Origin of the sequence: Scytonema hankhaensis NUACC26, assembly GCF_045865695.1 — a bacterium.
Taxonomy (GTDB): Bacteria; Cyanobacteriota; Cyanobacteriia; order Cyanobacteriales; family Nostocaceae; genus Scytonema.
In genome coordinates, this window is the sequence record NZ_BAACAP010000191.1 from 17,527 (window position 1) to 31,321 (window position 13,795).

9 protein-coding genes are annotated in these 13,795 nt (G+C 41.3%); 6 read left to right on the plus strand and 3 right to left on the minus strand.

The window, feature by feature from the left end; translation table 11 throughout:
• Window positions 1-98: 98 nt before the first annotated feature.
• The 6 genes from ACKTT2_RS19930 to ACKTT2_RS19955 all read left to right on the plus strand — a co-directional run bounded on the left by ACKTT2_RS19930 (window position 99) and on the right by ACKTT2_RS19955 (window position 5,103).
• Complete coding sequence (locus ACKTT2_RS19930; RefSeq protein WP_407890085.1) at window positions 99-668, plus strand: DUF3727 domain-containing protein; 570 nt, start codon at window positions 99-101, stop codon at window positions 666-668.
• A 199-nt stretch (window positions 669-867) separates the two neighbouring features.
• Window positions 868-1,413: a YqeG family HAD IIIA-type phosphatase gene (locus ACKTT2_RS19935; protein ID WP_407890086.1), complete on the plus strand. Its 546-nt coding sequence runs from the start codon at window positions 868-870 to the stop codon at window positions 1,411-1,413.
• Window positions 1,414-1,649: 236 nt separating this feature from the next.
• Window positions 1,650-2,759 (plus strand): glutamate 5-kinase, encoded by a 1,110-nt coding sequence (proB, locus tag ACKTT2_RS19940; protein ID WP_407890088.1) that lies wholly within the window; start codon window positions 1,650-1,652, stop codon window positions 2,757-2,759.
• 107 nt (window positions 2,760-2,866) lie between these two features.
• Entirely contained in the window at window positions 2,867-3,304 is a 438-nt protein-coding gene (locus tag ACKTT2_RS19945; RefSeq protein ID WP_407890089.1) for a nucleotide-binding protein, read from the plus strand.
• A 43-nt stretch (window positions 3,305-3,347) separates the two neighbouring features.
• Window positions 3,348-3,971, plus strand: coding sequence for a Uma2 family endonuclease (locus ACKTT2_RS19950; RefSeq protein WP_407890091.1), 624 nt, complete (start codon window positions 3,348-3,350; stop codon window positions 3,969-3,971).
• Between the two features lie 280 nt (window positions 3,972-4,251).
• Entirely contained in the window at window positions 4,252-5,103 is an 852-nt protein-coding gene (locus ACKTT2_RS19955; protein WP_407890093.1) for a HEAT repeat domain-containing protein, read from the plus strand.
• Between the two features lie 59 nt (window positions 5,104-5,162).
• Here the strand turns inward: ACKTT2_RS19955 and ACKTT2_RS19960 are convergent, their stop codons facing one another.
• The 3 genes from ACKTT2_RS19960 to ACKTT2_RS19970 all read right to left on the minus strand — a co-directional run bounded on the left by ACKTT2_RS19960 (window position 5,163) and on the right by ACKTT2_RS19970 (window position 13,717).
• Window positions 5,163-5,840 (minus strand): Uma2 family endonuclease, encoded by a 678-nt coding sequence (locus ACKTT2_RS19960; protein ID WP_407890094.1) that lies wholly within the window; start codon window positions 5,838-5,840, stop codon window positions 5,163-5,165.
• Window positions 5,841-5,902: 62 nt separating this feature from the next.
• On the minus strand, window positions 5,903-9,694 hold the full coding sequence (locus ACKTT2_RS19965; protein ID WP_407890095.1) for an ATP-binding protein: 3,792 nt from the start codon (window positions 9,692-9,694) through the stop codon (window positions 5,903-5,905).
• 339 nt (window positions 9,695-10,033) lie between these two features.
• Window positions 10,034-13,717 carry a trifunctional serine/threonine-protein kinase/ATP-binding protein/sensor histidine kinase gene (locus ACKTT2_RS19970; RefSeq protein ID WP_407890096.1) on the minus strand — a complete coding sequence of 1,228 codons (3,684 nt, stop codon included), beginning with the start codon at window positions 13,715-13,717 and terminating at the stop codon, window positions 10,034-10,036.
• Between the last annotated feature and the right edge of the window lie 78 nt (window positions 13,718-13,795).

Here is a 13,795-nt window from a genome sequence, read left to right on the forward strand (position 1 = left end):
AGACTGATTATTCATCCTAATAGCTATTTGATTGATAATATCAGTTAAAAGAATAAAGATAAGAAAGTCCATTTTCAATATAAATCACCTATTCAGCTATGTTTTCCTCGCCATTTTCTGAAGAAGATAATGTTCAAGCCGGTTCCATCACTCTAACCGACGAAAAAGGACGAACCCTCGATTGTTATATCGAGCACTCCTTGGAAGTAGATGGGCAAGAATACGTCTTACTTCTTCCTGTTGACTCACCTGTAGAAATTTTTTCTTGGGAAGGCGACGATGAGGAAGAAGAAGCTATTTTGGTTGAAGATGAAGCAAGAATTGATGAAATTTTTGCAACAGCCCAAGTTGTTCTTGCAGAACAAAACTTGGCATTAAAAAATACTGCGTATGCTTTAACAGTTTCCGGTGAATTGCCACCCGTTGAGGAGTCAGAACTCTTTACTCTGGAAATTGAAGACGAAGGAACCGATCTAGAACCAGAGCAATTACAACTTCTTGCTAATTTTTATCATGAAGAGCAAGAGTATGCAATTTATACTCCTCTAGACCCCTTGCTGTTCTTTGCACGGATAACGAAAAATGGCAACCCCGAATTGTTGTCCCCAGAAGAGTTCCGCAAAGTTCAACCCTTATTGGAGGAACACTTATTTAATGAAGTCGAATGAAATTTAGAATCCAAAATTAAAAATTGAAAGAAATTTAAATTTTTAATAAGGATTTTAGACTATCATAGTTTAGGGAAAACGTTTGATAGTAAAGAGGGGCAGCGGTTACCTGTTTTGACTCAGCTGCCTTTAGGACTATGGCTTGACTTTTACAAGCTAGAAGAAGGTAGAGCGGGTAATCGCTGACTTGGAAATAATTATGCGCTGGAACAATTTCTTGCAGCCCGATTTGATTGTAGAGGGTTCAGTGTTAAACCTCACACCAGATATCATCAGGAAATACGACCTTCAGGGACTGGTGTTAGATGTGGATGAAACGCTAGTACCGATAAGAGTGGCGTCAGCTTCCCCTGAATTGCAACAGTGGGTAAAAGAAATTCGTGCTTGTGCAAAATTATGGTTGGTAAGCAACAACATCAGCGATGCTCGTATAGGAGGAATCGCTCGCTCTCTAGATTTACCTTACTTTACAAGTGCTGCTAAACCATCGCGTCGTAAGATTAGAGAAGCACTTAAGGCTATGGATTTACCCGTTAATCGAGTCGGAATGGTAGGCGATCGCTTATTTACTGATGTAATAGCAGGTAATCGCTTGGGAATGTTTACCATACTGGTTGAACCTATCGTACACACAGATGCAGCTTTGCGATCGCATCCGATACGAAACTTTGAAGTTTGGGCATCAGAAATTTTAGGAGCCTCAATTACTCCTAAGAAAAGAAGGGTTAAAAATCTTGACAAATAGTCAGGAAAGTAAATCTAAAGAAATAGTTATAAATACTAGGTTTTGTTTAGAAATCGGAGAATATAAGTAGATATCACAAAGGGGTCAGCAAAATAAAGACCTCAGCCATAATAAGTACAGATAAAACGTAAAGCGTCAGCCTTCACTAATAGAAGGGCTGACGCTTTATAATAGTGACCAGTAACCAGTGACCAGTGACCAGTGACCAGTAACCAGTGACCAGTGACCAGTGACCAATGACTCAAACAATTGTTGTTAAAATAGGCACTTCTAGCCTGACGCGACCAGAAACCGGACAACTGGCACTTTCCACAATAGCTACCTTAGCAGAAACCCTCTCACATTTGAGACGACAAAACTATCGCACGATCTTAGTGTCCTCGGGTGCTGTAGGCGTGGGTTGTGCGCGGTTGGGTTTAACCGAACGTCCCAAATCAATTGCTTTAAAACAGGCGGTAGCAGCTGTGGGACAAGGTAGGTTAATGCGGGTGTACGACGATTTATTTACAAGTTTGCAACAACCAATTGCTCAAGTTTTGCTTACCCGCAGTGACTTAGTGCAGCGCAGTCGGTATCTCAATGTATACAACACGTTTAAAGAATTACTAGAACTGGGTGTCATTCCTGTCGTTAATGAAAATGACACAGTTGCTGTCGAAGAGCTAAAATTTGGCGATAATGATACGCTTTCCGCTTTAGTTGCTAGCTTGGTAAAAGCTGATTGGCTCTTTTTGCTGACTGACGTAGATAGACTTTATTCAGCAGACCCTCGTTTTGTACCTGATGCACAGCCTATATCTTTAGTGAGTAATATAAAAGAATTAGCAGAATTACAAGTGCAAACAGGTGGTCAAGGTTCTCAATGGGGAACAGGTGGTATGGTGACCAAAATATCAGCAGCAAGAATTGCAACAGCAGCTGGTGTTCGTACCGTGATTACTGAAGGGCGACAACCTCGGAATATAGAAAAAATTTTACAAGGTGAATCTTTTGGAACTCACTTTGAAGCACACCCCGAACCAACTTCTGCTCGCAAACGCTGGATAGCATATGGTTTGGTTCCTACAGGAAAATTGTACCTAGATGAAGGGGCTGCGATCGCAATTTCTACCTCTGGAAAGTCATTGTTAGCCGCCGGGATTTTGGCAGTAGAAGGAGAGTTTGACACTCAAGAAGCAGTAGTGTTGTGCGATAAAAATGGTCATGAAATTGCCAGAGGACTTGTCAACTATACTAGTGGGGAACTGCAAAAGATTTGCGGGCGTCGTTCTAGTGAAATTCCCACTATTTTAGGTTATGTTGGAGCAGAAACTATAGTGCATCGGGATAATTTGGTTTTGACATAGTATGGAATTGGGTCAGAGCAACCGCTTCTAGTCAAGCTATAACTAACCTATAGCTTGACAAATAGAGGATAGAATATGGTTTACAATACCCGTACTAGTAAAACAATATGTTGAAATTAGTTATCAATTCACCTAAAGGAGGAGTTGGTAAAACAACCATAGCAACTAACGCTGCCTTACTTTTAGCATCCAGAGGTATGAAAGTTCTTGCCTTAGATCTTGCAGGTGGACTTAGAATGAGCAATTACATTAGAAAGAAACAAGCTGAAGCAGAACAATTTGGATACTTTAAAGATGCATTAGAACGAGAAGGTATTTTTGTTGGTATTATTATTACTATTTCAGGTTTATCACCCGATGTGAAACAGCGTATTAATGATATTAATAAGAAAGGAATATATTGTTTTTATCACATTCCTTTGAAAGATATTATTATGTGGAAATTACAGGAAACGGAAATTGAATTTCAATGTGGTGACATTTCAAAGAAAATTCGGGAGGAGCTAAATAATTTTCTTTCAAAATCTTCAAAGATTGAAGACTAAAAAAATAGTCATATAATCTATTAATCATAGACGAGATAAAAATATGATTCAATCTTTACCAAAATTAGTAACTTTTGATGAATTTATTGAATGGTATCCAGAGAATTCAGAGCAAAAATATGAATTCCATAATGGAATAATTGTTGAAATGCCAAAGCCAACCAGACCGCACTCAGATATAGCTGGATTCCTCTCAGGAAAACTGTTTATAGAAATTGAGCGTTTGCAATTACCTTACTCTATTCCAAAAGAATGTGTTATTAAACCAAGAGATAATGGTGGTTATGAACCAGACGTAATTGTTTTAGATAAGCAACAAGTTTCTAGTCATGAAACTCGTTGGAAGAAAGAATCTATCATTACACGAAGTGATTCTATTCGATTGATAGTTGAAGTTGTTTCAACCAATTGGGAAGATGATTATGCTTTGAAATTAGAGGAGTATGAGGCATTTGGTATTGGTGAATATTGGATTGTAGACTATCTCGCTCTTGGTGGTAGGCGATTTATTGGTAATCCCAAGCAAAGAACAATTTCAGTTTATTCATTGGTTAATGGTGTTTATCAACTGAGCCAGTTTAGAGGAGACGAGCGTATCCTGTCCCCAACATTTCCCGAATTGACTTTAACGGCACAACAAATTTTTGATGCGGGAAATGCCTTGTGACAAAATTCCCATTGAGATCCCCGACTTCTTGAAGGATACAGCTGGTCAATGGGGGGTGACACCCCTCACTCGATCGTCTCTCGTTCCCAGGCTCAGCCTGGGAACGCAGGCTGCGAGGCTCCGCCTCGCGTGCGAACTTAATCAGGAGGCGGAGCCTCCGGTAAGGCATTCCCAGGTAGAACCTGGGAACGAGGTGTGGGGTCTGACCCATCATTCGCCAACGGTATCCGCAGAAGTTGTCGGGGAGCTAGCAAATTACTGATATATACTTTTTCTACAAATGGTGACTAAATTGATACTGAGAGACTGTGCGATCGCAATAGTTTGTTTGGCAGCACCTTTATTAAACATTAATATCATTTGGGCGCAATCACAAAGTGATACACAAATTAGCTCTTATATCGAACAGTTAAAGAATCCCCAACAACGTCCTGCAGCAATAGGCGATTTGGTTACTATTGGTAAACCTGCTATTCCCGCTTTAATAACAGCGTTGCAGGACAGCGATCCTCAAGTGCGTGCTAGTGCAGCTATGATTCTCGGTCAAATGGGACCAAATGCTGGTGAAGCTGCGCCTGCTATATTGCGAGCAATAGACGATAAAGATCCAGCTGTTCGTTCTTCTGCAGTCCAAGCCATACAAAAAATTGGCAAACAAGCCTATGTTCCTCACTTAATAGCTGGTTTAGATAGCACAAAGTCATGGGAACGCTACAATGCTTCTCATGGTTTACGCGCTATGGGGAAAGACGCAGCACCTGCTGTACCTGCCTTAATCAGAAAGTTACAGGATGAAGAGGATCATTGGATGCGAGTCAGTGCTGCTTCTACTTTGGGTAGCATTGGTACAGCCTCTACACCTGCAGTACCGATCTTAGTCACTCGCTTGCAAGATACAGATATCACAGTCCGTCATAGTGCGGCTTATGCTTTGGGTACTATCAGTTCCAAATGGCAACAAGATCTCAAGCGATTACCGACAAAAGAATTAGACACAATTGTCTCAAACTTGGAAAAAGCTTTGAAAGTAGTGCAAAATCCCGCACTACAATTTCGCCCGGAAGCAGTGACTTCTGTGAGTGAACCTCTCGCTGCTTTAAAAAAGGAAAGATTGAGCAGGGAGAAAAGGTAAAATTTTTAGATTTGGCTTGTAGTTGCGATGCATACGTATGCATCGTAACTACAAACTAATTATTGACTCAATCGTTCTACAAAAGCTTGATGTTCTGTTGTTTGCAAACCAGACTGCAAAACTGCTACTATCTCCTTGCGATTTCCTTGGCGGAGTGCATTAACAGATAGCCATAATCCAGGAAACACCTCAGAACGAATTATGCCGCGTTCGTCTGGAATAGCAGAGACATATTTACCTTCAGAGAGAATAAACCAATCAACTCGATTCTCATACATTTGCCAGACAATATATTCCCGCACTCCATTACGACGATAAGCATTGAATTTATCATTTAGATCGTAACTAGCACTGCTTGCTGCTACTTCTACAATGAGTTCTGGCGCACCTTCAATATAATCATCTTCACTAATAGAAGAATTTCCCCCTACCTCCGGCTCAATTCTCAATAAAGCATCCGGTTGCGGTTCATTATCCGCATCTAATCGAACTGTGGCATTATCGTGCAGATCGACTCCAGGTGTTGCAATCCAATAAGTTCCCAGCCAAGCCATGATTATCCCATGAGATCTGCCGTGTCGAGTAGCGCGAACAGGAGAAGCCACATAAACAACTCCTTCAACGAGTTCTGCTTTATGAATGTGCTCTGCAGCTATATAGCGACGCTCAAATTCTTGACGAGTCAAGCGCTCGCCGCTTTCTAAAGGTGCTGTGCTAATTGCCAAATTTACAACCATAAGATTATAGCCATAATCGAGCTCTTAATTTTATATTTTAGATTAGGAAGCTAGAGGACAAACTAAAGTCGGCAACGTCCTGCAAGAGACACCACCACCGCAATGAGTTCTGCTGGCTCAATCGGCTTAGTAATGTGCGTTTGGTATCCCAAGCGCAAGGCACGAATTCGGTCTTCAAAACGAGCAAAAGCGGTGACTGCAGCTGCTGGAATATCACCTCCCATTTCTGATGGTAGCCCTCGTAGTTGGCGGATAAGCTCGTACCCATCTTTTCCTGGCATACCAATATCGCTAAGAACTACGTGAGGCTTATGGGTTTGTACAAACTCAAGCGCTTCATCTGCTGATGATGCAGTTAGGACATCAGCCCCGCACTCCTCCAAAATTCTCTTGACCAATTCTTGAGCATCAACTTCATCATCCACTACAAGAACCCTTGTACTATTAAGATGAGTTTCCCGATTTGCTATTGTCGTGAAACTTTGTAAATCGGTATCATCTGGAGATATGCTGTGGTATGCTTCTATACATACATCCAGATCGCTTTTTCGCTGAGGAAGCGGAAGCAGCACTGTAAATTGAGCACCTTGCCCTTCTCCTAGGCTTGTTCCTCGTACCGTTCCTCCATGAAGTTCCACGAGTTGCTTGACAATGGAAAGCCCCAAACCCAAACCCCCAAACTGCCGTGTGGTAGAACCATCTGCTTGCCGAAAGCGGTCAAAAACGTATGGTAGAAACTCGGGTTTTATACCTTGACCTGTATCGCTGACAGTTAGCTCGACATGAGAGTTTACCTGCTCGAGTGATATGCGTACTCTTCCCCCTTTGGGAGTAAATTTAATGGCATTGGAGAGGAGATTCCACACAACTTGTTGCAACCTGTTTGGGTCTCCAGCCATGGGATAGGGAAGGACATCAAAAAGTGTTTGCAGTCGAATCTCCTTTGCTTGCACGGTGGGAAGGAGAGATTCAATGGCAGATTGAATCACTGAAGTAAGATTCATTTCCTGAATGTCAAGTCGAACTTTGCCCGAAATGATTCGGCTCATATCAAGAAGATCTTCAATAATCTGTGCTTGCGATCGCGCATTTCTCTCTATAGTCTCTAGCCCTTTTTTCATATCCGCAGGTCCGATCCTGTCTTTACGCAAAAGCTGTGACCAACCGAGGATTGCGTTGAGCGGTGTCCTAAGCTCGTGGGAAAGGGTTGCTAAAAATTCATCCTTGAGGCGTCCAATGCGCTCGGCTTCTGCACGGGCTACCCGCTCGCTCTCTAAAAGTGCTTCCTGTCGCTCCTCTAACTCCTTTCGCTCAGTAATATCACGGAAGTTTACTGAAATCCCGTCCTGAGAAGGATAGACATGTACTTCCACCCACTGCATGGAAAAGGGAGAAAAAACTTCAAAATGCACTGCCACTTGCTCGCGCAAGGCTTTGTAGTATTGCTCCTCAAAAGCTGTACCTTTTGCTACAGGAAAAACATCCCAGACAACTTTTCCTAGCAACTCTTCACGTGTTTTCTTAAGGTACTTCTCACATTGCCGATTCACGTAGGTAAAGCGCCACTGGCGATCGAGACCATAAAAAGCATCCGTCACTCGTTCGATAACGATCGCCCTTTCCTTCGCTGCTTCAACCTCAATCCTGGAACGAGCCGTTTCCTGGCGCAACCGAGACATTTCTAACGTTGCCTTGACCCGTGCTAGGAGTTCTCTGGCACTAAACGGTTTTATCAAATAATCGTCTGCTCCCGCATCAAGTCCCTCAATACGCGATTCCTCACCTGCTCTTGCAGAAAGAAACAAAATTGGTACAGAACGGGTACGCTCATCTTCCCGCAGCCGCCTCAAAAGACCGAACCCATCAAGTTTCGGCATCATGACATCACTTAGCACCAAGTCTGGTAATTGTTCGGATGCCGCAGCAAGCGCAGCTTCGCCGTCAGCCACAGCGACCACTTCGTATTTTGTACTGAGAAGCTTTCGCACGTACTCCCGCATATCAGCGTTATCATCTGCTAGAAGAATACGGGCTGGGGGGGATTGAGAAGTTATGGTGAGATTCTGCCCCAGAGCTTCTTTGTCCCCTTTCTCTTCATCCGGCAACCATCTCAGTGCTTCTTCAACAAATACATCATTGCTTGTAGAGGTAATGTTGCGATCGCTACCAATCCTATCTGTAGGAAGATGTTGCTTGCCAATTGGAATTGAGACAGTGAAAGTACTCCTCGATCCGTAAAGACTTTGTACCCGCACATTGCCACCGTGAAGTTTCACCAACTCCTGTACCAGTGCAAGACCAATTCCAGTGCCCTCATGAGTTCGTCCTTGGGTTCCCTCAATCCGATGAAACCGCTTAAACACGTTTCCCAGTTCTGATTCAGGAATACCAATACCCGTGTCTTCAATATAAAGCTCTATATTTTGTCCGCGAACATACTGACGAACCGCGATTTGACCTTGTTGGGTGAATTTAAAAGCGTTTGAGAGTAAATTCAGGACAATTTTCTCCCACATATCCCGGTCTACATAGATCTCTTCAGGTAAAGGAGGGCAATCAACAACAAACTGTAACCCCGCCTTCTCAATTGCTGACCGAAACACGCTTGCAAGATTCGCAGTGAGTGTTGCCAAATCTGTACGTTCGTATACTGCTTGTATGCGCTCCGCTTCAATGCGCGAGAAATCAAGAAGCGTGTTGACAAGTTTTAGCAGTCTCTGACTGTTACGCTGAGCAACAGTAATCCTTTCTCGTTGACTTGTGGAAAGGTGCGGGTCTTGCAAAGCATCTTCCAAAGGTCCAAGCATGAGGGTGAGTGGAGTACGGAATTCATGACTCACGTTCGAGAAAAAGGTGGTCTTTGCCCGGTCAAGTTCGGCAAGCATTTCAGCCCTGCGCCGTTCTTCTTCGTATGCCTGGGCGTTACGCACGGCGATAGATACCTGTGCTGCTAAAAGTTCGTAGAATGAACTGTAACCCTCATCAAGTGCTCGGTTGGGGCTGACTCCAGCAACCAAAACCCCAAGAGGTGCGGCTTGACTTGAGGAAGCGATGGGCATTACAAGTGCAGTACGGGTTGGCTCGTTCCAAGGTCCTCCCGGTATTAAGCTATAGCTGTCTATTCCCTCAATCAGAACTGTTTCACCAAATGCGGCTTTTTTGAGATCTCGTGTATTATTATCATCAGATAGTGTCAAATCTACGGAGTTTGGGAAAAGAATCCCTTCCTCTGGCAACCCTACTTTTCCATGGAGAGTGAGGGTTTTTCCGTCTGCTTCACAAAGGTAGATCGCTGCAAACGGCACATCAAGGGGATGTTCGGCTATTGCTGCTGCTACATCGCGACAAGTCGTTTCCACACTCCGCGTCTCCCCTGCTTTGGACGCAAGATCGCGCAGCAACCTTAATCTCCGCTCACCCAATACTTGCTGAGTTACTTCGCTGCAAACGCAGAACATACCAACAATTTGTTCGTCATCGTCCTCAGCAGGAGCGTGAGATAAACTAAAATAAGATTCTTCACGATAACCAGACCGTTCCAGAACAAGCATTTGTGCTGACACCCAGTTTGCTACGCCAGTTGCCATCACCTCATCAATCATCGGACCGAGAGTGTCCCATGCTTCTGCTAGGGTAATTCTAATATCAGTACCTAAAGCAGATGGGTGTTTGTCCCCAATTAGTTTGGAATAAGCGTCATTGTAGAACTGAATAAAATGGGAACCCCAAATAAGCACCATTGGATACCGTGATGCCAGGAGAGTTTTAACATTACTTTTTAAGCTTTGCGACCATTTTTCAATGGGACCAACAGGTGTACTTGCCCAATCAAATGCACGCATAAGTGCTCTCATTTCTCCCTGTCCTGGCAAGAGACACCCTCGATTCCCATCTTTCATATAAATTGCTGTTTACCTCATCCCAAACTTTATTTTGACACAAACTGCAAGAGAAATTTATACATTATAAAAAAAATGGTATTTTTACTTATTTGACTGTAGAATTCAACCCTAATAAGAAGAATTCATTTAATTGTAATTATGAGGGGCTGTTATAGGACTCCTCCGCAGATTTTTGAAATACACGTAGGTAGGGCTATGCCGCACATATGATATTACCGGTGGGCAATGCCCACCCTACAGTACTGAGATTTGTTCACAAATCAGATAGGATTGCTATAGATCCCCGACTTCTTAAGAAATCGGTAAATTGAGTAAACTTACTGATATAGGAAGAGTAATGATAAATTCTGAACCCTCTCCTGGGATTGAATTGACTTCCAAAACTCCCTGGTGCTTTTCAACAACAATTTGATGAGCAATTGATAATCCCAATCCCGTACCTTTACCTACAGTTTTTGTAGTAAATAGATGCTCGAAAATTTTTGATTTTAATTCTTCTGGTATTCCCACACCATTATCTTTAATACGAACGATCGCACTTTTATTATCTGTACTTAGTGAAGTACAAATTTCAAGCAATCCTTTTCTTTCCGATAACTCTTCTATCGCATCAATAGCATTTGCTAATATATTCATAAAAACTTGATTGAGTTGTCCGGGAAAACAACTTAATAATGGTAAATTACCATATTTTTTAATAATATTAATTTCTGGTCGATTTTCATTAGCTTTTAAACGATGTTTGAGAATCAAAAGAGTAGAATCAATTCCTTCATGAAGATTGAAGAGAACTTTTGTATCTGTATCGGCGCGAGAAAAAACTCTCAAGCTGTTACTAATATTACGAATGCGGCTAGCACCTAGTTTGAATGAATCGATTAGTTTGGGAAAATCAGAGCGGAGATATTCTAAATCAATAGCTTCAATTTCTTCTAAAAGATCGGTATCTGGAATAGGAACTTTTTGCTGGTAAAGATCGATTATGTGAAATAAATCGCGGATATATTCTTGTGTTGGTTGTAAATTACTAAAAATAAATCCTAGAGGATTGTTAATTTCGTGTGCTACACCTGCCACTAAATTACCCAAAGCAGACATTTTCTCACTTTGTATCAGTTGGAGTTGCATTTGCTTGAGGTCAGCAAGAGAATGTTCTAGCTGTTGGGCATAGGTTTGCATTTGTTGATAGAGTTCTTGCGATTTTTGATAGAGACGAGCGTTTTCTAAAGAGATCGCTACTTGAGCAATGAGAAGGTTTAGTACTTGCAAGCGCTCGTTGGTGAATGCTCCAGCAGTCAGAGAATTTTCTACGTACAAAATACCAATTAACTTTCCTTGGTGGAGAATAGGCGTACACAGTACACTCTTGGGCTGGTATTGATTTAAGTAGGAATCTGTAATAGAATAAGTTTCAGATACAGCATCATCAATGACTAAAGTTTTGAAAGTATTTTTGACATAGTAAATGAGGTTACGAGGAACTTCTAAAGAAGACTCTACAGGAATGGATTGTAGAATAATGGGGGATTCTGAGATAGTCGCGATCGCCTCGATTGCTAACTTATCTTCATAAGGTAAAATGAGAGCACATTTTTTTGCACCTGCATTTTCCATCACTACTTGCATTAATTTATCAAGTAACTTGTCCAGTTCAATTTCGCTAGAAAGAGTTTGTGACGCTTTGATAACACTTGTCAAATCTAGTATTTCTGAAACACTGGTGCTAGATATAGATACAAGTGAAGTAGTCCCACCAGAAACTGCCACTGTATTGCTAGGACTTAGAAGAATTTTTTCCGGTTGTAGAATAGCATTAAGTAAATGAGGATAGCGTTTTTCTAAGTCACCAACTTTTGCTTTTGCACTCCAGCGAGTGTAGCAGTAATAAGCATTGATAATATAGTCTTGGGCAATTTTTTGTTTTCCCCAATCTAGATAAAACTTAGCAGCCAATTCCCAAGCAAGTGCTTCTTCATTCAGGTATTCATTTTCCTTTGCTAGAGAGATAGCGCGATCGTACATCTCTATAGCTTCAGATTTTTGATCGAGCACTCGATATATTTCTGCTTCAACTAGATAGAATTTGTGCAAATAATTCATTGGGGCATGATACGCCCATTGTTGCAATTTTTCTTGAGCAATCCGCACCTTGTCAAGAATAATCTTTTGTTCCTGTTCTAAAGATTTTGAGTATACTGCAAGCCGAGACAGAGAATCATAAAAATAAATGAGCACAGTGACTATTTGTCCTATCCCGCCATCTAAAGACTTTTCTGCTAACGTTGCATATTCTAAGGCTTGCTGGAACTCTCCAAATAAATAACACAGATGAAGTTTGCTGAAAAATAAGAATAAAAGTCCAACGCGATCGTTAGCTTTTTGGAGAAGCGGCAGCATTTTTTCCTCATCATAAGCTTCACCAAGCAAGTCACATGGATTGTCAACTTTCCCAAGTAAATTTAGGACAATCTGTCGAAAGATGGAAGTCCAAGCTAATGGCATTTCTTGTTTAAGTTGACTAATGGCATGACTGTAAGTTGCTATTTCTGTTTCTAGTAGAGTGAGTTCTTTACCAATGAAATATGAAGAGTAAGAATAAACTTTAAGAGAAAGGGCTGCAAATTCTAAGTCACCTGTTTCTAATGCAGCAGAATAAGCTTCTAACAAAGGTGATAATATTTCCTTAGTATGCTCTTTCCAATGCCTGATGAGTGCATTAAATGTTTGAAGAACCTTGCCTTTCACTTCTTTTGCATTAAACTTAACCAATAAATTTAAAGCAAGTTTGCCAAATTGATATCCTTGCTCAATATCTCCCATAACACCGCAAAGTGTCAACCCATAAGCAACATATGCGAAAGCTGATAAAGGAGCATTGCCATATTGCAGTGATAAATTGACTTGTTTAAACAAAATAAGTGGAAACAATTCAGGCACAGCTTGATAGGAAAATGTAATGACAAGCGATAGAATCCGCATAGCTGCTAAGAGATTAGCATTTGTCATTTCTGGCAGAGCTATTAAATCTTCAACACGCCTTCCACTCAGATTTAATGTTGTTTCTGACATTGCTTGCTGGATATCAGACGTGTTGGGATTTAATGGCAATTCTTGTCCTAGCATTTTGAGAACAATTAATGCCGTGTTAACGGCTTCCCTAGCTTTATTTTGCGCTCCCAAAGCCAGTATTTTTACTTCATATACTTTGACTCGATCTAGCAGTAAAGAAGCTTTTTTTAAGACAACATCTACTAATTGCATCATTTGTTCAAAGTCGCCAGCTAAATATGCTGTCTCTCCTGCTTCCTGATACAACATAAGTGTTAGGTCGTAATTATTTTCCCAACGATCGCTTGCTAGAAGTTGTTTTGCAGTCGTCAAGTATTTTAAAGCCGTTGTGTAAGCAGTGGCAGTTTTTGCTTTTCGCCCAGCTATCAGATTTAATGACGCTAAATTATCTCGTTCGGTTTGCTGAAGAATTAATTCTACACCATAATTTAATTGATTAACAATTTCAAAAATTTTCTCCTCTTGTTGAGATTTTGGTATATTGCTTAACAACAGTTGTCCAATTTTTAAGTGAGTCGCTTGCTTTTCGTCTTCAGGAATTAAAGAATATGCTGCTTGCTGTACGCGATCGTGAAGGAATTTGTATGTTGGCGATTGGGTACTGGGGATTGGCGAATGGAAAGCCTCCTCAATTCCAAATCCCCAGTCCCCAGTCCCCAATCCCTCTTCTTGATAAAACTTATAAACTTCAGTTGTGGGAATCACCAATCCTTCCTGCAAAGCCTTCCATAAATCGGTTGCAGCCTCAGCTTGCAATTTCTCATATACAATTGCTAGAGTTGCTAAATCAAAAGAGTTACCAATGCATGCTGCTAGTTTCAAAACCGTCTGAGTGGTCATTGGCAGTTTCTGCAATTGCCTTGCCATAAACTCCACAACATCTTCGGTAATTGCTAATATCTTCACCCTAGCAAGATCGCATTGCCAAGAACCTATTTGAAAATCAAAACTAATTAAACCTTCATCATATAGAGATTAGACATC